This is a genomic window from Rhizobiaceae bacterium, from assembly GCA_023953845.1.
In the GTDB taxonomy this organism is placed as follows: domain Bacteria; phylum Pseudomonadota; class Alphaproteobacteria; order Rhizobiales; family Rhizobiaceae; genus Arvimicrobium.
Genome location: JAMLJC010000001.1, coordinates 3573860 through 3594272, shown reverse-complemented (window position 1 = coordinate 3594272; position 20413 = coordinate 3573860). Strand labels below are relative to the sequence as shown.

Here is a 20413-nt window from a genome sequence, read left to right as displayed (position 1 = left end):
ACGTCGCCTGAGGCGCAACGTTCCCCGTATGCACTGGATTCCTCAGTGAAGCGTCATCCACTCGCGCGCTTCCCGGAGCGCGCGGGCGATCTCGAGCTTCGACATCGTGCCCGACAGTTCCGAGCGGAGTTCGGCGGCGCGGGGCGATCCCTTGATCGCCGCGATGTTGAACCATTTGTGGGCGGCGACGAGATCGATCTCGCAGTCGCGGCCGGTCGCATACATCATGCCCAGCTCGAAAAGGATGTCGGCCTGAGCGGTCGAGCCCATGGTGCCGAAATTCGCGTCAAGCATCTCAAAACGTGCCATTTTCGTCGTCCCTGTCCCTGTCTCCCGAGAGATCCGTCTCGTTGTCCCCGAGCCGCTCCGTCTATGCTTCCGAGAGTGCCGCCGAGCCTTGAATTCGTCGTTAAACGCCTTGCTTAATTTGCGGAAAACAAAGCTAAAACAATGGGTAAACGCGCGAATTCGTTAAGCATCGGATGGCTTGGGATTCCGCGGATTCGCAAAAAAATCGATGAAAATACGTGCTGCCGAATTCAAGCCTTTGATAACCACGCGAAACGGTGACGAATTCGAAGGTGTGCCGATTCCGGCGGCCGCAGCGGCGCCGGAAAGGCCGATACGACGGTCGCGGACGGCCAAAAAACAGAGCTTTTGCGACGGCGCGCTCTGGATTAGCTTGACGCAAGGCTCGAAACTACCGGGAGGAATCATGTTTCGCAAAGCTGCCGTAGCGGCACTGGTCGCCCTCTGCATGTCCGGCTCCGCCTATGCGGGGGATGCCATCGTCGGGAACTGGCGCACCGATTCCGGCGAGACAGCCGCGATCACCGGCGGCGGTCCCTTCTCGATCCGGCTGAAAACCGGCAAATATGCCGGCAAGCGCATCGGCACCATGAATGCGGATGGCGGCGGCAAATATAGCGGCGAGATCACCGATCCGGCCAAGGACAAGACCTATTCCGGCAGCGCGACGCTCTCGGGCAACAGCCTCAAGATGAGCGGATGCGTGCTGGGCGGCCTGATCTGCCGTTCGCAGAACTGGAAGCGGCAGTAACCGCTCCCGCAATTCCGGCGCGGGCGGACGGCACGTCCAACACCCGCGCGGGTTTCCCGCGTCAGCCGAGATGCTGGCGGATGACCTGATTAAGCTTGTTCATGGCCCGGGGAATTTGTTTTTCCTCGGTTGCGGCATAGCCGATCATCAGGCCCTGTTCGGGCTTGCCGTGGATATAGTGCACCGACAACGGCGTTATGCAGACGCCCGCTTCGAGCGCGCGCCGGACGATCAGAACGTCGTCTGCTTCGCGCAGGAAGCGCCAGCTTGTCTGGAGGCCGTTGCCTTCATCCACCTGCTCCATCACGTCGCCGAGCAGTGTGTGGGCGCGCTTGACCAGCATGGCGCGCCTTGCGGCATAGAGGCGCTTCATGCGTCGCGTGTGTCTCGCGAAATCCCCATTCCGGATAAAGTCGGCGAGCGCGGCCTGGGTGACGAGAGACGCCGCCGTGCCCATCAGGAAATTCGCCTTGCGCACCGGCCGCACCACTTCGCCGGGAAAGATGATGAAGCCCAGCCTCAAATCCGGCAGCATGGTCTTGGCGAACGAGCCGACATAGATGGTGCGATGATCGGTGTCCTGTGACTGCAGCGTCGGCACGCGGTTGCCGCTGAAACGAAACTCGCTGTCGAAATCATCCTCGATCACCCATGCTCCGGTCGCGGCCGCGTGCTGCAACAGACGCAGACGCTGTTCGATGCGCATGGTCGAGCCGAGCGGGAACTGGCAGGATGGGGTGAGATAGATCAGCTTCGGCCGTGACGCGGCGATCGCCTTCAGATCCCAGTTACGCCCGCTCACGGTGAGCGGTTCGATGCGGGCGCCCGCCGCGACGAAGGCTCCGTGCGCGCCTGTATAGCCGGGCTCCTCGATCATCACCGGATCGCCCGCGTCGATCAGCAGGTGCGCCAGCAGCGTGAAAGCGCTCTGCGCACCTGATGTCACCATGATCTGGTCTGGCTGGCATTTCACGCCGCGCGACGATTGCATGTACTGCGCGATCACCTCGCGAAGCCCCTCATGGCCGCCATAGCTGTGATAGCCGAAGGTCTCGCCCGCCTTGGGGCGCATATGCTTCGAGAGCAGCCGGCGCCAGATGGTGAAGGGAAAGGAGCCGGCGTCCGGCAGGCCCGGTTGAAGCGAGTGGTTTCCCCGAACACCCGTTTCATGACGCGATGTCACCAGCGCCTGACCGCGACGCGAAAGATTGTCCTGGAGTTGCGGCAGGGGCTCGGGATCACGCCCGTCGCCGGCGAAAGGCAGCGGCAACACTCTGGCGCGCGCCCCCTTGCGGGTCTCGATGTAGCCTTCCGTTTCCAGTTGCTCGAACGCCGCGATCGTGGTGGTGCGCGACAGGCCGAGATCGGCAGCCAGTGCTCGCGTGGACGGCAGTCGGGAGCCGCTTCTCAGCACACCCGTCGCGATCTGATCGCGGATCTGGCGATAGAGCTGCTGGAAGATCGGAACCGGACCCTGCTGATCAAAGCCGGTGGGATCGATGGCGATATCGCGGATCGGCTCGCCCAAACTGGTATCCTCACTTTATCCATTTCTGGTGATTTTGATACGCTCAGTAGTCTCCTATCGTTCCGGCATCAAGAACAGGACCAGCTGGAGCCGGGACGATCCGATGGACACGCAGATGCTGAGAAATTCCGCACATGACGCCGAAGCGGGCGCCCGACATCTGATCTTCCCGCTCGTGCCGCGGGAAGACATGGACACTTACGGTCCGAGCATCCTGATGTCGGGCAGCGGCATTCGCGTCACCGACCATCATGGCGCGACCATGCTCGACATGATGAGCGCGACGACGCGCGCCGGTTCGCTGGGCTACGGCAATCGCGAGATCGCGCAGGCGATGTACGATCAGGCGATCACCATGCATTATTCCGGCACCGGGCGGAACACCAGCGCGGCGGCTGCCCGACTGGCCGAGAAGCTGGCCGAGATCGCGCCCGGACGGCTGAACCGGGTGACTTTCACTTCCGGCGGCTCGGAAGCGGCCGAAACCGCGCTGAAGATCGCCAAGCAATATCTCCAGCAAAGCGGCCGCAAGCCGCGCGCCTTCAAGGTCATTTCGCGCTGGAGTTCCTATCACGGCGCGACCATGGGCGCGCTGTCCTGCACCGACTGGCTGGCGGTGCGCGACGTGCCCGACCCGCGCGTGCCCGGCCACAGCTTCGTTGCCAATCCGACGCGCTACCGCAACCCTTACGGGCTGGACGAGGAAACCTATTCCGATATTTGCGTCGCCCATCTGGAGCGCCAGATCCTGCTCGAAGACCCCGAACTGGTCGCCGCCTTCATCGGCGAGCCGTTCCAGCAGGCCAACGGCGTGCAGATACCGTTGCCGAGCTACTGGAAGAAGGTGCGCGCTCTCTGCGACAAATATGGCGTCATGCTCATCATGGATGAGGTCATCACCGGCTTCGGGCGCACCGGCACTTGGTTTGCCACCGAGCAGCTCGGCATCGAGCCGGACATCCTCAACATGGCCAAGTCGATGGGCGCAGGCTACGCGCCGATCGGCGCGGTCATGACCCGAGACGAGATCGCCGACGGCATCAGCCATTTCCGTCATGTCCATACTTATGCCGGTCACGCAATCTGCTGCGCCGCCTCGCTCAAGGTGATCGAGATCATGGAGCGCGAAAGGCTGGTCGAAAATTCGGACGCGCTCGCCCTTGAATGGCAACAGGCCATGAAGGATGCCTTCGGCGACCATCCGATCGTCGGCGACATACGCGGGCGGGGCTTCTGGCAGGCCATCGACTTCACCGCAGACAAAGCCAGCCGGGCCGCCTTCACCGACGATACGGTGGTGGCGATCGCAAGGCGGGCGCGAGAACTGGGCGTCATCGTCAGCCCGATCGGCACCGCCATAGAGATCGCGCCGGCGCTGATCGCCACGCGCGAGGATCTGGCCGAGTGCACCCGTGCGATAGCGCAAGCGATCGCGGATGTCGCCAGGCAGCGGGGGTTCGACGAAGGCAAGTCCTCCCGCGCGTAAACCTTCTTGAACGGCAGATGAACGGCCCTCTCAGGGAGAGTTCAGCCGCGTTCAGCGATTGTGCGAGCCATCGAAAGGACACCTCGATGCTCGCACGCCGCTTCACCATCGTCTGCCTGCTGCTCACGCTCTTCAGCATGTTCTTCGCCAGCATCGTGGCGCATGGGCGCAGCGAACGGAGCTGGCAGCCGAATGCGGGCATCGCCTGCCTGTTCGAGCAGTCCGCGAACTGTCTCTGAACGGCCGACGGATCGACGCAAGACCATGACCAGGAACCGCCTGACCAAAGCCATCGCAAAGACGCTGCGCATGCTGCCGCGCGCCGCGATGATCGCCATGCTGATCGGCGCGCCCGTGCTGGCGGTCCCCTCGATCGCCGGCCAGCGCGACGCGGTGATCGAGGCCCCGGCGATCAAGAACACCGGCATGGGCTTCGTCCTGCTGGTCAGCCTGCAGCGTCGCTAGAGCCTTTCAGGGCTACCCGGAAACGGTTCTGTTTGTCCGATGGCGGGACGATCCGTGCGAAGGCCGGTGCAGGTCGTACCGGGGGTACGGCCAAATCCGGCCGACAAGGCGGGCGTTCGCCAGCGGCAAACCCTTCGGGCCGGGTGCATTTGGCCCATTTCCTTCGGCTTTCGGCTCGGCCGTGGCGCCACCACGCCCTTCGCCGAAACCCTCGACCTTGGGACCAAATGCTCTCCGGCAGAACGATTCCGGGTAACCCTGAAAGGCTCTAGCACGGCGCTTCCCTGTCCCCGCAAGGATTTTCCCGGCTGCGCGAAACCCCACCTCCCGCTTGTCACAGACAATCCCTATAATGGGATATGCAAAAGAGAATCTATCCACGCGCAATCGAAACGGTCGAGAGCCCGGAGCCTCGCCCTCCCCGGAATTTCACGGACGCCCGGGCGGCGGTCGAAGCCCTGAAGGAACTCTACGACCGCAACACCAGGTTCCTCCGCGACGCCTTCATGTCGCTCGGACAGACCGGTGCGACGGACCGGCGCTTTCGGGCCTACTATCCCGAAATCAGCATCACCACCAGTTCCTACACCCAGGTCGACTCCCGCCAAGCATACGGTCATGTGCCGAATCCCGGGTCCTTCGCCACCACGATCACACGGCCCGATCTCTTCGAAAGCTATCTCATCGAGCAGTTGCGGCTCATCATGCGCAACCACGGCACGCCGATCACGGTAGGTGAATCGCGCACGCCCATCCCGCTGCATTTCGCCTTCCTGGAAGGCACCTATGTCGACGGCACCATCGCCGACCGCCTGCAACGGCCGATCCGCGACATCTTCGACGTGCCCAATCTCGAAGGAACGGACGACCACATCGCCAACGGCACGTTCGAGGTGATGCCCGGCGAGGCGAGGCCTCTGGCGCCGTTCACGGCGCAGCGCATCGACTATTCGCTGCACCGCCTGTCGCATTACACGGCGACCAGCCCGCAGCACTTCCAGAACTTCGTGCTGTTCACCAACTACCAGTTCTATGTCGACGAGTTCTGCGTCTACGCGCGCGACATGGTGGCCAATTCGCGTGGCGGCTACACTGCCTTCATCGAGCCCGGCAACGTCGTCACGCCGGTCGGCGATGCCGCGCCGCAGGAGGGCGCGACGCCGCCGCGCATGCCGCAGATGCCGGCATATCATCTCGTCAAGCCGGACCATGGCGGCATCACCATGGTCAATATCGGCGTCGGCCCGTCCAACGCCAAGACGATCACCGACCATGTCGCGGTGCTCAGGCCGCATGCCTGGCTGATGCTCGGCCACTGCGCCGGGCTGCGCAACACGCAGGCGCTGGGCGACTATGTGCTGGCGCACGCCTATGTGCGCGAGGACCATGTGCTCGACGACGACCTGCCGGTCTGGGTGCCGATCCCGCCGCTCGCCGAGATCCAGGTCGCGCTTCAGGAGGCGGTCGCCGAAGTCACCGGGCTGACCGGCTACGACCTGAAACGCATCATGCGAACCGGCACGGTCGCCACCATCGACAACCGCAACTGGGAACTGCGCGACCAGCGCGGCCCCGTGCAGCGCCTGTCGCAGAGCCGCGCCATCGCGCTCGACATGGAATCGGCGACGATCGCGGCCAACGGCTTCCGCTTCCGCGTGCCCTACGGCACGTTGCTGTGCGTCTCCGACAAGCCGCTGCATGGCGAGCTGAAACTCCCCGGCATGGCGACCGAATTCTACAAGCGGCAGGTGGCGCAGCACCTCACCATCGGAATCCGCGCCGTGGAGAAGCTGGCCGAAATGCCCGTGGAACGCCTGCATTCGCGCAAGCTGCGGAGTTTTTCCGAGACTGCGTTCCAGTGACGAACAGCGGGATCTGCGCATCGCGGCCTTGATCCTGCCGATTTTCCTGCCGCAATAGCGGCCATGATGTCCCGACCTGTCGCGATGCGCGTGTCGCTGGTGACGACGCTTCTCCTGTCGCTGCCGCTGGTGGCGGGGTTTTTGGGCGCGCTGCACCCGGCGTTCGATTCCTTCGCGCATTTCCGCGTGCATCTGGCCGCCTTGATGATGCCTGCGGCGCTGCCGCTGTTCCTGTCGCGCTGGTGGGCGCATGGGATCATGGCGCTGGTGCTTGGCGGAGCCGCGATCGTCTCGGCTCTCGGCCTGCCCGCCCTGGGCGTCGGCCAGGTGCATGCCGGCTTCGAGCGCAAGCCCTTGGCGGCGCGCGGCTACAGGCTGATGCAGTTCAATCTTCGCTACGACCATCCGGACCCGGAGCGCGTCGTCGTTCTGCTGGACGAACTCAGGCCGGATTTCGTTCTGCTCGAGGAGGTCTCGGACATGTGGGCCGGGAAGCTGCGCGGCCTCACGAACCTCTACCCGTACCAGCTGAGATGCGGTCGAACCTCCGGCGTCGGCGGCACCGCGATCCTGTCGCAAGAGCCGTTCGGCATCGGCAGGATGACGGAATGCGCGGGCGACGGCTCGCTGGCGATCGCGCAGGTGGAACTGGACGGCGTCGCGGTCGATCTCGCAGCGCTGCATCTCGGCTGGCCATGGCCTTTCGGACAGTCGCGGCAGGTAACGAGGCTTACGCCCGACCTCGCATCCCTCGGACAGAACGCGATCCTCGCCGGCGACCTCAATGCGGCGCCGTGGAGCCGGACGGCGCGGCGGGTGATGGCGGCGGGTGCGCTGACGCCGATGGAGTCGCCGGGACCGACCTGGCTCTCAAGCGGCTTTCCGGCCGCGTGGCGGCCATGGATCGGCCTGCCCATCGACCATGTCTTCGCGAAAGGCGACGTGGTGCTCTATTCCGGCCATACACTGCCCGAAGCCGGGTCGGATCACCTGCCGATCCTGATCGAATTCGGCATCCGCGCGCCGGAACAGGCGCCCGGCGCACAGATCACTGTGCTGACGGAGCTTTCGATCGCGGCATCGGCTCGCAGGTTGTAACGTCTAACGCACCAGCCGCTCGACCAGTTCGGCGACCGTACCGCCGTCGCGGTGCTCACGCTCATCGAACGCGATTTGCTGCGCCTCGAATTTCGCATAGGTCGCATTGACGCGCTTCTTCACCTCGGCGCGGGCCTGCCGGCAGTTCGGATCGCGCTTCACCGAAAGATTGCGGACGGAACTTTCCGCCGACACCACCATGCGCCTGGCGAGCGCGCCGTGAACCTCCTCGTGCTTCCTCACGCCGCGCATGAAGGCATTCCAGCGCTTCGAGAGCGCCGGGCTCATCCGCGAGGTGACGCGCGGATAGCTGTAGTTCACCTCGAGCACGGCCGCCACCTTGTCGACACGGCAGGTCGAGCCCTTCACCTTCCATGAAATGTCCCACTTCACGGCATAACGGGTCTGGGCGATGGCGCGGGTGAGGAATCCGTGCTTCGGCCCCTTGCGGTCCATCTGCTTCAGCAGGTCGTAGCCTGTCTGTCCGGAGATCGCATAGGTGGTCGTCGTCGTGTTGACGGTGATACCGGCGAAGGCGGGCTGGACTGCGCCCAGGCAGGAAATGGCGGCCATTGCGGCGAAAAGCGCCGTGCGCATGGGGCAATGTTCCTTGTTTTCACCACGAAAACACAGGGAAAACGCACGTTCAACGCATAATCGGGTGAGGCGTGGAATCGTTGTCCGGCTGTCGCCACGGGGCAACAGCCGGCACAACTCACATGCCGGAATAGACCGGTCCCTCGCCGCCCTGCGGCGGCACCCAGTTGATGTTCTGGTTCGGGTCCTTGATGTCGCAGGTCTTGCAGTGGACGCAGTTCTGCGCGTTGATGACGAAGCGTACATCCTTGACGTCCGGATCGGCGGCGGAATTGCCGTCCTTGTCGACCCATTCGTAGACGCCGGCCGGGCAGTAGCGTGTCGAGGGGCCGGCGAAGACGTCGTGCTCGGAGCGTCTCTGGAGGTCCATGTCGCCGACCTGCAGGTGAACGGGCTGGTCTTCCTCGTGATTGGTGCTCGACAGGAACACCGACGACAATCGATCGAAGGTCAGCACGCCGTCCGGCCTCGGATAGTCGATCTTCCGGTGCTGCGCGGCGGGCTCAAGCGAGGTCGCATCGCTCTTGCCGTGCTTCAGCGTCCCGAAGAGGGAAAGGCCGAACAGCGTGTTCGTCCACATGTCGAGGCCGCCCAGCCCAATGCCCACCGCCGTGCCGAAGCGGGACCAGAGCGGCTTGACGTTGCGCACCTTCTTCAGGTCCCGGCCGATATCGCTCTCGCGCCAGGCATTCTCGTAGCTTTGCAGCTCGTCATGGGCGCGGCCGGCGGCGATGGCCTCGTCCACATGCTCCGCGGCAAGCATGCCGGACAGCACCGCATTGTGCGAGCCCTTGATGCGCGGCACGTTGACGAAGCCGGCCGAGCAGCCGAGCAGCGCGCCGCCGGGGAAACACAGCTTCGGCACCGATTGCCAGCCGCCCTCGGTGATGGCGCGGGCGCCGTAGGAGATGCGCTTGCCGCCCTCGAAGGTGTCGCGGATCGCCGGGTGGGTCTTGAAGCGCTGGAACTCCTCGAAAGGCGAGAGCCACGGATTCTTGTAGTTCAGGTGGACGACGAAGCCGACGGCGACCAGATTGTCGTCGAAATGGTAGAGGAACGAGCCGCCGCCGGTGCTCATGCCGAGCGGCCAGCCGAAGGAGTGCTGCACGAGGCCGCGCTTGTGTTTCTCCGGCTTGACTTGCCAGAGCTCCTTCAGGCCGATGCCGAACTTGCCGGGATCGCGGTCCCGGTCAAGGCCGTAACGAGTAATCAGCTTCTTGGCGAGCGAGCCGCGGGCGCCCTCGCCGATCAGCACATATTTGCCGAGCAGCGCCATGCCAGGCGCATAGGCCGGGCCATGCGTGCCGTCGCGCTCGACGCCCATGTCGCCGGTGACGACGCCGATCACCGCACCGTTATCGTCGAACATCAGGTCGGCGGCGGCGAAGCCCGGATAGATCTCGACGCCCAGCGCCTCGGCCTTGCCGGCCAGCCATTTGCAGACATTGCCCAGCGAGACGATGTAGTTGCCGTGATTGTTCATCAGCGGCGGCATGAAGAGGTTCGGAAGGCGGACCGAGCCGGCGGGACCCAGTACGAGGAAATGATCGTCCGTCACCTCAGTCTGGAACGGATGGTCGCCTTCCTCGCGCCAGCCGGGCAGCAGCCGGTCAATGCCGATCGGGTCCACGACCGCGCCGGAGAGGATATGCGCGCCGACCTCGCCGCCCTTCTCCAGAACGACGACCGACAGATCGGGATTGAGCTGCTTGAGACGGATGGCGGCGGAGAGGCCTGCGGGACCGGCCCCGACGATCACGACGTCGAATTCCATGCTTTCCCGTTCGACTTCGCTCATCGCTCACTCCTGGCTGGCTGACCCAAAATCATGCTGGCGTTTCGGTTGCTTAGCGTATTCCGCCAAATCGGGAAACCGGCCACGGCGACGCGGGGAGCGCAGCTTTGCCGGCATCATGGAATGGCACGCGCGACGCCATACGTTCCGTTGGCAGGAGGGTCAATGCACCAGCGCACTCCGCAGACAGCTGAATCGATTTGTATGGCCGGCCGCGATGTTCTCGTTCATAGTCGGACCGCGAAACTGTCTTCGATCCGGTGAGGAGCCGTGATTTGAGGAAAAGGCTGGCCATAGCGCTCGTCCTGCTGCTCGCCGCGCAGGCGCGGGCCGACGAGCACAAGGTCTGGGCCGCCGGCCCCTATTCGGTGTCGGACGAGCTTGGCGGCTTCACCATCACCTCGGTCACCGGAACGGGGCTGCGCGAAGATCCGATCGTCGTCACGCAGGAGTTCACGTCGTCCAGTCCGGTGACGCTGGTGATCCGCGCGATCAAGCTGGGGCTGACCTATGACGATCCCCGGGAGTTCGCCACGGGCACACTGCGCATACGACTGGAAACGCTTAACAACAGCGGACAGGCCTGGACCGAGTTCGAATTCGAGCTGCAGGAGCGCAAGGGTCAGGCGAGCATCTTCAGCGACGGCCTTTCCTTCGACCAGAGGCGCGACGACGGCCGGAACATCTCATCCGACAGTTTCGCCAGCTTCAGCAGGAATTTCGAACCCTACGACCGGCTGCGCTTCACCGACGGCCGGATCGACCCGCTGAAAACCGGTTCGTTCGAGTTCATGATCACGGATTTCACACCGCGACCGGAATTCTATCTGGTGCAGGACCCCCGCATTCCGCTGTCATGACGTTGCGCCGCATGCCCGTGACGCGGTAGGTCATGGCATGGCTGAAACTCTGTCCCGGGAAGCGCTGCGCGACATTCTCGCCTTCTATCGGGAGGCGGGCGTGGACGACGCGCTGGAGGAAACCCCGTCCAACCGGCTGCTCAGCGCAGCGGCGCTCAGCGAGAAGCGCACCATAGCGGAGACGGTTGTACGAGGCATGCCGCCTCCGGCCCCGTCTCGGATGCCGCCCTCCCCCAGCGAGGAGAAACCCAATCCTCCGGCGCCCTCGGATGAGGATCGGCGGCTCTACGACGCGGTGCCGGACAGGCCGGTCGCGACGGCCGCCGTCCCCGACGAACGCCAGATCATGCTGGCGCGCGAACTGGCGCAGAGCGCCCGGTCTCTGGAAGAGCTGCGCGCGCATCTCGCGTCTTTCGACGGCTGCAATCTGAAATTCACAGCGAAGAATCTCGTCTTCTCGGACGGCAATCCTGATGCGGACCTGATGCTTGTCGGGGAAGCGCCCGGCCGCGACGAGGACATCGAAGGACGACCCTTCGTCGGTCGTTCCGGCCAGTTGCTGGACCGCATGCTGGCGGCCATCGGGATCGACCGGACGAGCGCCTACATCGCCAACGTCATCTCGTGGCGGCCGCCGGGAAACCGCACGCCGACGCCGCAGGAAACCGAAATCTGCCGCCCCTTCATCGAGCGGCAGATCGAGCTTGTACGGCCAAAGCTGCTCGTGACGCTTGGCGGGCCGTCGGCGAAGGTGCTGCTGAAGACGACGGAAGGCGTTCTCAGGCTGCGCGGCAACTGGCGCAAACACGCGACGGCCGCGGGCGTCGAGATCCCGACCATGCCGACGCTGCATCCGGCCTATCTGCTGAGGACGCCGGCGCACAAGAAGCTCGCCTGGCGGGACTTCCTCGAGGTCAAGGCGAAGCTGCGCATGCTGCAATCCGCAACGCCCTGAAGCTAAAGCATGTCGCCCGAAAGTGGAAACCGGCTTCGGGACAACGACATGCGAAAAACAATAACTTAACGTGTGTCGCCTGATTCCGGTTCGATGCGACACGCTTTAAGAGCAATTCCCGCGAAATCCCGATCGCTCTACTGCGGCGGCGCGGCCTTTTTCGCGGCCGCGCGCTGCAGGCCGAGCTGGCGCTCCCGCCAGATGATGAAGATGCCGGCGGCGACGATGATCGCGCCGCCCACGACGACGTGGATCGTGGGAACCTCGCTGAAGACGAAATAGCCGATCGCCACGCCGAGCATCAGCGAGGTATATTCGAAGGGCGCGACGGTCGACGCCTCGGCATGTCGGTAGGCTTCCGTCATCAGGATCTGGCCGACACCGCCGCAGACACCGGCCCCGACAAGCAGCGCCGCCTGCTGCCAGCCGAGGCGCTCCCAGCCGAAGGGTATCGTGAGCAGCGACAATACGCTCGCGGTCAGCGAGAACCACAGCACGATGGTCGCGGTGCGTTCCGTGTGTACGAGGCTGCGTATGAGAAGCATGGCGACCGCGGACACGGCGGCGGCGCCCAGTGCCGCCGAAACGCCCAGCACCTCCTCGGAGTCGAGTGCCGCACTGCTGCCGAAGAGCGTCAGCTTCGGCCACGAGACGATCATGACGCCGACGAGGCCGATCACGACGGCCGTCCAGCGATAGGCGCGCACGGTCTCGCCAAGAAAGATTGCGGAGAACACCACGACCAGCAGCGGCTGGGCGTAGTTCAGCGTGATCGCCTCGGGCAGCGGCAGGCGTGTCAGGGCGAAGAAGCCGAGCCCCATGGAGGTGACGCCGACCAGCCCGCGCGCGAAGTGGTTGAACGGCCTTTTCGTATGGAACGCCGTCCGCAGCTCCCGCTGATAGGCAAGGAACAGCAGGATCGGCGGCACGGCGAAGAAGGAGCGGAAAAAGACGATCTGCCCGGCGGGCACCTGTCCCGATGCCTTGATGAGGGAGGTCATGCCGATGAACGCCACGACGGAGAGCACCTTGAAGGCGATTCCCGTCAGTGGGTTGTCCTGCTGCGCCTGCGAACCGCCGCTCACTAGGATCAGGACCTAGCGGCCGGCGTCCCGTATGGCTGCCCAGACGCGGGACGGGGTCGCCGGCATCTCGATATGACGGATGCCGTAGGCGCGGTAGAGAGCGTCCGTCACCGCGTTCATCGCCGCCGGCGTCGAGCCGATCGTGCCCGCCTCGCCCGCGCCCTTCATGCCCATGGCGTTGGTGGTGGACGGCACGTTGCGGGTCTCGAAGCTGAAGGACGGCACGTTGTCGGCGCGCGGCACCGCGTAGTCCATGAAGCTCGCCGTCAGCAGCTGGCCGTCCTCGCCATAGACCGTATCCTCGGTGAGGGCCTGACCGATGCCCTGCACGACACCGCCATGCACCTGACCGGCGAGCAGCACCGGGTTCACCGTTGCACCGAAATCGTCGACGATGGTGTAGCGGACGATCTCGGTTTCGCCTGTCAGCGGATCGATCTCCACCTCGCAGATATGCGTGCCGTTCGGATAGGTCGCCTCGTCCTGCACGAACTCGCCGAAGCCCTGCAGGTCTTCGGGCTTCTTCGCGGCCTTGGCCACATCGGCGAAGCTGATGGAGCGGTCGGTGCCGACGATGCGCGCGGAGCCGTCCACCAGCTCGATGTCGGCCGCCGAGGCCTCCAGCTCGTCGGCCGCGACGCGCTTGATCTTCTCGGCAAGGTCCTCGCCGGCGCGCGCCGTGGAAACGCCGCCGAGCGGGATCGAGCGCGAGCCGCCGGTGCCGCCGCCGTCATTGAGCTCGTCGGTGTCGCCCTGATGCACCCTGATCCGGTCGATGCCGATGTTCAGCTTGTCGACAAGGAACTGCGCATAGGCGGTCGCATGGCCCTGCCCGTTCGTCTGCGTGCCGATGAAAAGCGTTACGGTGCCGTCGCCATTGAGCTCAACACGAGCCGGTTCCGAGCCCGGAAAGGCGCAGGCCTCGATATAGGTCGCCATGCCTAGGCCACGAATTTTCCCGGCCGCCCTCGAAGCCGCCAGCCTTTCGTCGAAAGTCTTCCAGCCGGAGCGTTCGATCGCCCGGGTCATATGGCCCTCGAACTCGCCGACGTCGTATCTACGTCCGGTCGGCGTCCTGTACGGGAACTGCTCCGGCCTGATGAAATTGCGGCGGCGGATCTCGTCATAGGTCAGGCCGAGGTCGCGGGCGCAGGCATCCGCCATCTTCTCGATCAGGAAAGCGGCTTCCGGACGGCCGGCCCCGCGATAGGCGTCGACGGGACAGGTGTTGGTGTAGACGCCGGTCACGGACACGTCGATCGCGCCGATGTCGTAGACGCCGGTGGTCATCGAGACGCCGATGACGGGAATATCGGGCGCATACTGGGAAAGATACGCGCCCATATTCGCCTTGAGGTCCACCCGCAGCGCGAGGAAACGGCCGTCCTTGTCGAGCGCCATCTCGGCCGTGACGACATTGTCGCGGCCCTGCGCGTCCGTCAGGAAATGCTCGGTGCGGTCGCAGGTCCATTTGACGGGCCGGCCGGCACGACGCGCCGCCTCCAGCACCAGCACATATTCGCGATAGACGAAGGCTTTCGGTCCGAAACCGCCGCCGACGTCGGGTGTGATCACGCGCAGCTTCTTCTGGTCGATGCCGAAGACCTGCTTCGCAATGATCTTCTGCATCGAATGCACGCCCTGCGAGCCGGTCGTCAGTACCAGACGGTCCTTGGCCCGGTCCCACTCGCCGATGGCGGCGCGCGCCTCCATGTAGTTGCAGACGAGACGGTTGTTGCGGAATTCGATCCGCGTGACATGAGCCGCGTCGGCAAAAGCCGCCTCCGCCTTCTGCCGGTCGCCGATGTGATAGGTGTAGGCGCGATTGGTGCCGAGTTCCGGCCAGACGAGCGGCGCGCCCTCGTCCAGCGCCGTGGCGGCGGAAGGCGCGGCGTCCTCGGCGTCGAACTCGATCTCGATGAGTTCGGCCGCGTCCTGCGCCAATGCCCGCGTGTCGGCGACGACGAACGCCACCGCGTCGCCCACATACTGGACGCGGTCGCGGCAAAGGATGTGGATGTCGCGCGTCGGCGCCTTGGTGCCGTCCGGCTGGCGCGGCATCGCTCCGGACCTCAGCGGATTGAGGTCGGCGATGTCCGCGCCCGTCAGCACCAGATGCACGCCGGGCGCGGCCTTGGCGGCGTCCGTCGACAGGATGCGGAAGCTGCCCTTGGCGACGGGCGAGCGCAGCACGTAGCCATGCAGCAGCCCCTGCTGCTTGATGTCGTCGGTATAGCGGCCCAGTCCCTTGATGAAGGTCTGGTCCTCGACGCGTAGGACGGACGCGCCCATCCCGAACTTCGGTGTGACGAGGGTCATGACTGCTCCGGTACGGTTGGATTGTGGCGCAGGAAATAGGCCGGCTTTCAGTTTTGTCGACCAGCGCTTTCGTGTAAAGAGCACCATCCGTATTTTGTTGCGCCATATCGGGGCATCACGCGGGAATACGGCGGTCTCCCAGACAGAAGAACGATCGGACAACGAAAATCCATGCGTACTGACACCGGACAGATTTTCCGGCTCGAAGACTACCGGCCCAGCGACTACCTCATTCCCGAAACGCGACTGACGTTCCGCCTTTCGCCGGACGACACTCTGGTGCGGGCCGAACTCACCGTGGAACGGCGGGCGGGCGCAGCGGAGGATGCGCCGCTGGTGCTCGACGGCGAAGGACTGGCGCTGAAGCGGCTGGAGATAGACGGCAAGCCGCCTGCCGGCGTGGATTATGCGGTCGATGCCGAGCACCTGACGATCATGAAGCCCCCGCGCGCGAACCGTTTCCGCCTGATGATCGAGACGGTCGTCGCTCCTTCGCAGAATCAGGCGTTGATGGGGCTTTATCTCTCGAATGGCGTCTATTGCACGCAGTGCGAGGCTGAGGGTTTCCGGCGCATCACCTATTTCCTCGACAGGCCGGACATCCTCTCCGTCTACACGGTGCGCATCGAGGCGCCGCGCGCCCTTCCCTGCCTGCTTTCCAACGGCAATCCCGGAGAGCGTGGAGAACTCGGCGGCGACCGGCATTTCGCCGTCTGGCACGATCCGCATCCGAAGCCGTCCTATCTGTTCGCGCTGGTTGCGGGCGATCTCGGGCAGATAAGGGACCGGTTCGTCACCGCATCCGGCAGGACGGTCGATCTCGGCATCTATGTGGAGCGCGGCAAGGAGAACCAGTGCCGCTACGCCATGGACGCGCTGCAGCGCTCGATGCAATGGGACGAGGAGGTGTTCGGCCGCGAGTACGATCTCGACGCCTTCAACATCGTCGCCGTCTCGGACTTCAACTTCGGCGCGATGGAGAACAAGGGCCTCAACATCTTCAACGACAAATACGTGCTTGCGGATGAAGAGACCGCTACCGACGCCGACTTCGCCAATATCGAGGCGATCATCGCGCACGAGTATTTCCACAATTGGACAGGCAACAGAATCACTTGCCGGGACTGGTTCCAGCTTTGCCTGAAGGAAGGGCTGACGGTCTATCGTGACCACGAGTTCTCCTCGGACCAGCGCTCGCGCGCCGTCGCCCGCATCGCCCAGGTGCGGACGCTGAGGGCGCATCAATTCCCGGAGGATCAGGGTCCGCTCGCCCATCCGGTGCGGCCGCGCCGCTATCGGGAGATCAACAACTTCTACACAGCGACCGTCTACGAGAAGGGTTCGGAGGTCGTGCGGATGATCCGCACCGTGCTCGGCGCCGATCTGTTCCGGCGCGGCATGGATCTCTATTTCGAGCGTCATGACGGTCAGGCCGTCACCATCGAGGATTTCCTGAAGTGCTTCGAGGACGTCTCCGGACGCGACCTCGCCCAGTTCGCGCTGTGGTACCATCAGGCCGGAACGCCGAACCTGACGGTCACCGTGAACCATGACGCCGCCCAGCAGGAACTGACGCTGGAGATCGAGCAGTCGTCTCCGCCGACTCCGTCGGAATCGCGCAAGAAGGTTATGCACATCCCGCTCGCCTTCGGGCTGGTCGGCCCGGACGGCAGCGACATGGCATACCGGTCCGCCAGCGGCGCCGGTGTCGAGGATGGCGTCATCCACCTGAAGAAACGGCGCCACACGGTCCGGTTCACCGGCATCGCCGAACGTCCCGTGGTCTCGCTCAATCGCGGGTTTTCAGCCCCGGTCACCATGAGCATCGAGATGAGCGACGACGACCGCGTCTTCCTCGCCGGTCACGACAGCGACACCTACGGCCGCTGGCAGGCCTTCAACGGCCTGCTGACGGACGAGCTGATCGGCGCGTTTCGCCGGCTGCGCGGCGACAAGGAGCCCGATTTCGCGGCGCAGATCCCCTCCGTCGCCGGAAAGATCGCCGCGGACGACGCGCTGGAGCATGCGTTCCGGGCGCTGGCGCTCACCCTGCCCGGCGAAGCGGACGTGGCACGCGAAATCGGCTCCAACATCGATCCGGACGCCATCTGGAAGGCGCGGGAGATGCTTGCGCGCGCCATCGCGAGCGGCAATGCGGACAGCTTTCACGCGCTCTACGACGCGCTTCGCTCCGACGCACCGTTCCGGCCGGATGCCGCCAGCGCGGGCCGGCGAGCGCTGCGCAACGCGCTGCTCGACTATCTGGCTGCGCTGCCGGGAGGCGGGGATCTCGCCTACGCGCATTTCGCTTCTGCCACCAACATGACGGATCGCGCCGCAGCCCTCACCACGCTCGCCCACCGCCAGGCCGGGACCGACGCCGCACAGCGCGCGCTGGCGGAATTCGAGCAGCGCTTCGAAGGCTTCCCGCTGGTGATGGACAAGTGGTTCATGATCCAGGCCGGCGTGCCGGGACATGCCGCCGCCGACCGGGTGCGCGCGCTGATGAAGCACCCGGCTTTCTCGATCGGCAATCCGAACCGCGTGCGGTCGCTTGCCGGCACCTTCTTCAGCGCGAACCAGACCGGTTTCCACCGGCCGGACGGCGCCGGCTACAGCCTGTTCGTCGATACCGTTCTCGCCGTCGAGCGACGCAATCCGCAGGTCGCCGCGCGGCTCGCGACGGCGCTGCGCTCCTGGCGCTCGCTGGAGCCGGAGCGGCAGGCCAAGGCACGGGAGGCGCTGCTCGCCATCGCGGCCACGCCGAAACTCTCCGCCGATCTCCGCGACATCGTGGAGCGCACATTGGCGTGATCCGCGGCGCCGATCTGCGCGCCCGGACGCCGGTGATTCGGATTTTATCGAGACACCACTGGACAAGGCGAATCACGTCTGATTCTTTAGGCCAGATTCGGGAGTCAGGGGTCCGAATCACTCATTAGAGAACCAGCTTGGGGAGCCGGAGCAATGGCTAACACGGACGCGTGGCGCGCGCCCGGACGGTCGTCCTTTGTCAGGAATCTGGCCATGCAGCCGGGTGCGCCTGCGGTCGGCGCGCGGCTCTTCGCGGAACCCACCTACCGGTTCCTGCTGGAACTGGAACCGGTGCTGAAACGCGCCATTCCGGTGCTCATCGTGGTGTTCCTCGGTGTTATCGCCATCGCGCGTGCGGTATCGCTCGACGCCTCGCGCGACGATATCGAGCGCAACGCGCGCGCCATGCTGGCGCTGGTCACCAGCGAGTTGTCCAACGCCTTGATGCTGGAAGGCATCGGCAGCACGCCGAACGCCGATCTGAGCGCCGATCTCCTCAAGCGCGAGCTGCAATATGGCGACATCAGGGACAGCTACGTGCTCGCGATCACCGACCGCGACTTCAACATCGTGGCCGTCACGCCGTCGTCGATCGGCTGGGACAGGCGTCCGCTGGACGCCATCATCACCGGCGGACAGCCCCTCTTCATGTTCGGCGAGCGCGCCGGCATCATCGAGGTGAAGATCGACGGCAAGCCCTGGTACGCGGCGCTCGACCTGACAGACGGCCGCACCGCGGCGGCCGTGGCGCTGGTGCCGCATGAACTGCTGCTCGCCGAGTGGAACCAGGCGGTGTCGCTCAGCGTGACGATGTTCGTGCTGACGGCTGGCGTCCTGCTCGTCATCCTCTACGCCTATTTCGGACAGGCGGCGCGCGCGCAGACGGCGGACCGCGTCTACAGCCGCGCGCATGAGCGCATCGATCTCGCCCTGATGCGCGGCCGCTGCGGCCTCTGGGACTGGGACATGGCGCGCGGCAAGATGTACTGGTCGCGTTCGATGTACGACATTCTCGGCTACCAGCCCTGCGATTCCATGCTCTCCTTCGGGCGCGTGGCCGAAATCATCCATCCCGACGATGCCGACCTCTACGATCTCGCCGGCCAGATTGCGGCACGCGAGACGGACTGCATCGACCGCGTCTTCCGCATGCGTCATGCCGACGGCCAATGGGTCTGGATTCGCGCGCGCGCCGAGGTCGTCGATCCCGATGCGCTGGAAATCCACCTGATGGGCATCGCCATCGACGTCACCGAGCAATATCACCTGACACAGCGCTCCGAGGTGGCCGACCTGCGCCTGCGGACGGCCATCGAGAACATTTCCGAGACCTTCGTGCTGTGGGACGCCGACGAGAAGCTCGTCATGTGCAACACGAAGTACCAGCAATATGTCGGCGTCGCCGGCAAGGATCTGAAGCCCGGCACGCCGCGCGAGGAGATCGAGCAGCACCTGAAGCCGTTCGTCACCGAGCGCCGGCTGGCCAATGCCGACGGCAGCCGGGGCGCGGCGACCTATGAACGCCTGCTGGAAGACGGGCGCTGGCTCCAGGTCAACGAACTGAAGACCAAGGACTGCGGCGTCGTGTCGGTCGGCACCGACATCACCCAGTTGAAACAGCATCAGGAAAAGCTGGTCGACAGCGAGCGGCGCCTGATGGCGACGATCCACGACCTCAGCGTCGCCCGCAAATCCGAAGGCGAGCGCTCGAAGGAACTGGTCGATCTGAACCGCAAATACATGAAGGAGACGGAACGGGCCGAAGCGGCGAACCGCGCCAAGTCGGAGTTCCTCGCCAACATGTCGCACGAGCTGCGCACGCCCCTCAACGCCATCATCGGCTTCTCGGAAATGATGCAGTCGCGCATCTTCGGGCCGATCGGGTCACCGCGCTACGACGAGTATGTGAACGACATTCACGGCGCCGGCATGCACCTGCTCAACGTCATCAACGACATTCTCGACATGTCGAAGATCGAGGCGGGGCAATTCTCGGTGGAGCGCGAGGAGATCGACCTCAACCCGCTGATCAGCGAGACGGTGCGCGTGATCGCGCTGCAGGCCGGCGAGAAGGAAATCACCGTCGACACGCAGATCGCCGACGAGATGACCGTCTTCGCCGACCGGCGCGCTGTCAAGCAGATCCTCATCAACCTCCTGTCGAATGCGGTGAAGTTCACCGGCCATGGCGGCCGCATCTCGGTGCGCGCCCGCAACGTGGCAGGCGCCATGCGCCTCACCATCGAGGACAATGGCTGTGGCATTCCCAAACGCGCGCTGAAGAAGCTCGGCAAGCCGTTCGAGCAGGTTGCCAACCAGTTCTCGAAGAGCCACGCCGGATCGGGACTCGGCCTCGCCATCTCGCGCTCGCTGGCCGAACTGCATGGCGGCTCTTTGAAGATCCGTTCGACGGAAGGTTCCGGCACCATCGTATCGGTCAGGATTCCGACGCAGGAAATGCGTCTCGCAGCCTGAACCGAAGAGCCCGG

The 20413-nt window shown here is 64.7% G+C and carries 16 protein-coding genes; 10 read left to right on the top strand and 6 right to left on the bottom strand.

Annotated elements, in window-relative coordinates:
* Positions 1-42: 42 nt before the first annotated feature.
* Entirely contained in the window at positions 43-309 is a 267-nt protein-coding gene (locus tag M9955_17690) for a sel1 repeat family protein (protein ID MCO5083475.1), read from the bottom strand.
* A 406-nt stretch (positions 310-715) separates the two neighbouring features.
* Between M9955_17690 and M9955_17685 the strand changes: the two genes are divergently transcribed.
* On the top strand, positions 716-1060 hold the full coding sequence (locus tag M9955_17685; GenBank protein ID MCO5083474.1) for a DUF2147 domain-containing protein: 345 nt from the start codon (positions 716-718) through the stop codon (positions 1058-1060).
* Positions 1061-1121: 61 nt separating this feature from the next.
* Here M9955_17685 and M9955_17680 read toward each other — a convergent pair whose 3' ends face one another.
* Positions 1122-2588, bottom strand: a complete 1467-nt coding sequence (locus M9955_17680; GenBank protein ID MCO5083473.1) for a PLP-dependent aminotransferase family protein — start codon at positions 2586-2588, stop codon at positions 1122-1124.
* Positions 2589-2703: 115 nt separating this feature from the next.
* Between M9955_17680 and M9955_17675 the strand changes: the two genes are divergently transcribed.
* From M9955_17675 to M9955_17655, 5 genes are all read left to right on the top strand, one after another.
* Positions 2704-4074 carry an aspartate aminotransferase family protein gene (locus tag M9955_17675; GenBank protein MCO5083472.1) on the top strand — a complete coding sequence of 457 codons (1371 nt, stop codon included), beginning with the start codon at positions 2704-2706 and terminating at the stop codon, positions 4072-4074.
* A gap of 86 nt (positions 4075-4160) precedes the next feature.
* Complete coding sequence (locus M9955_17670) at positions 4161-4313, top strand: hypothetical protein (GenBank protein ID MCO5083471.1); 153 nt, start codon at positions 4161-4163, stop codon at positions 4311-4313.
* A gap of 25 nt (positions 4314-4338) precedes the next feature.
* A complete protein-coding gene (locus M9955_17665; GenBank protein ID MCO5083470.1) occupies positions 4339-4539 on the top strand; it encodes a hypothetical protein in 201 nt (66 codons plus the stop codon).
* A 359-nt stretch (positions 4540-4898) separates the two neighbouring features.
* A complete protein-coding gene (locus M9955_17660; protein MCO5083469.1) occupies positions 4899-6401 on the top strand; it encodes an AMP nucleosidase in 1503 nt (500 codons plus the stop codon).
* Between the two features lie 63 nt (positions 6402-6464).
* Positions 6465-7499 (top strand): endonuclease/exonuclease/phosphatase family protein, encoded by a 1035-nt coding sequence (locus M9955_17655; GenBank protein MCO5083468.1) that lies wholly within the window; start codon positions 6465-6467, stop codon positions 7497-7499.
* A gap of 3 nt (positions 7500-7502) precedes the next feature.
* On the opposite strand, the gene M9955_17650 is transcribed toward M9955_17655, so the two are convergent.
* Complete coding sequence (locus tag M9955_17650) at positions 7503-8096, bottom strand: DUF922 domain-containing protein (GenBank protein MCO5083467.1); 594 nt, start codon at positions 8094-8096, stop codon at positions 7503-7505.
* A 118-nt stretch (positions 8097-8214) separates the two neighbouring features.
* Entirely contained in the window at positions 8215-9894 is a 1680-nt protein-coding gene (locus M9955_17645; protein MCO5083466.1) for an electron transfer flavoprotein-ubiquinone oxidoreductase, read from the bottom strand.
* A gap of 272 nt (positions 9895-10166) precedes the next feature.
* Between M9955_17645 and M9955_17640 the strand changes: the two genes are divergently transcribed.
* Together M9955_17640 and M9955_17635 are read left to right on the top strand one after the other, a co-directional pair.
* On the top strand, positions 10167-10751 hold the full coding sequence (locus M9955_17640) for a hypothetical protein (protein MCO5083465.1): 585 nt from the start codon (positions 10167-10169) through the stop codon (positions 10749-10751).
* A gap of 37 nt (positions 10752-10788) precedes the next feature.
* Positions 10789-11706, top strand: coding sequence for a uracil-DNA glycosylase (locus tag M9955_17635; GenBank protein MCO5083464.1), 918 nt, complete (start codon positions 10789-10791; stop codon positions 11704-11706).
* Between the two features lie 137 nt (positions 11707-11843).
* Here the strand turns inward: M9955_17635 and M9955_17630 are convergent, their stop codons facing one another.
* Both M9955_17630 and M9955_17625 read right to left on the bottom strand, forming a co-directional pair.
* On the bottom strand, positions 11844-12791 hold the full coding sequence (locus M9955_17630; protein MCO5083463.1) for a DMT family transporter: 948 nt from the start codon (positions 12789-12791) through the stop codon (positions 11844-11846).
* Positions 12792-12803: 12 nt separating this feature from the next.
* On the bottom strand, positions 12804-15110 hold the full coding sequence (locus tag M9955_17625; GenBank protein MCO5083462.1) for a xanthine dehydrogenase family protein molybdopterin-binding subunit: 2307 nt from the start codon (positions 15108-15110) through the stop codon (positions 12804-12806).
* 171 nt (positions 15111-15281) lie between these two features.
* On the opposite strand from M9955_17625, the gene pepN reads away from it, so the two are divergent.
* Together pepN and M9955_17615 are read left to right on the top strand one after the other, a co-directional pair.
* Positions 15282-17924, top strand: a complete 2643-nt coding sequence (gene pepN / locus M9955_17620; protein ID MCO5083461.1) for an aminopeptidase N — start codon at positions 15282-15284, stop codon at positions 17922-17924.
* 153 nt (positions 17925-18077) lie between these two features.
* Entirely contained in the window at positions 18078-20399 is a 2322-nt protein-coding gene (locus tag M9955_17615) for an ATP-binding protein (protein MCO5083460.1), read from the top strand.
* Positions 20400-20413: the final 14 nt, after the last annotated feature.

Coding starts and splice junctions, on each gene's coding strand:
- M9955_17690 (MCO5083475.1), bottom strand. CDS start 309: ATGGCACGTTTTGAGATGCTTGACGCGAATTTCGGCACCATGGGCTCG.
- M9955_17685 (MCO5083474.1), top strand. CDS start 716: ATGTTTCGCAAAGCTGCCGTAGCGGCACTGGTCGCCCTCTGCATGTCC.
- M9955_17675 (MCO5083472.1), top strand. CDS start 2,704: ATGCTGAGAAATTCCGCACATGACGCCGAAGCGGGCGCCCGACATCTG.
- M9955_17670 (MCO5083471.1), top strand. CDS start 4,161: ATGCTCGCACGCCGCTTCACCATCGTCTGCCTGCTGCTCACGCTCTTC.
- M9955_17665 (MCO5083470.1), top strand. CDS start 4,339: ATGACCAGGAACCGCCTGACCAAAGCCATCGCAAAGACGCTGCGCATG.
- M9955_17660 (MCO5083469.1), top strand. CDS start 4,899: ATGCAAAAGAGAATCTATCCACGCGCAATCGAAACGGTCGAGAGCCCG.
- M9955_17655 (MCO5083468.1), top strand. CDS start 6,465: ATGATGTCCCGACCTGTCGCGATGCGCGTGTCGCTGGTGACGACGCTT.
- M9955_17650 (MCO5083467.1), bottom strand. CDS start 8,096: ATGCGCACGGCGCTTTTCGCCGCAATGGCCGCCATTTCCTGCCTGGGC.
- M9955_17645 (MCO5083466.1), bottom strand. CDS start 9,894: ATGAGCGAAGTCGAACGGGAAAGCATGGAATTCGACGTCGTGATCGTC.
- M9955_17635 (MCO5083464.1), top strand. CDS start 10,789: ATGGCTGAAACTCTGTCCCGGGAAGCGCTGCGCGACATTCTCGCCTTC.
- M9955_17625 (MCO5083462.1), bottom strand. CDS start 15,110: ATGACCCTCGTCACACCGAAGTTCGGGATGGGCGCGTCCGTCCTACGC.
- pepN (MCO5083461.1), top strand. CDS start 15,282: ATGCGTACTGACACCGGACAGATTTTCCGGCTCGAAGACTACCGGCCC.
- M9955_17615 (MCO5083460.1), top strand. CDS start 18,078: ATGGCTAACACGGACGCGTGGCGCGCGCCCGGACGGTCGTCCTTTGTC.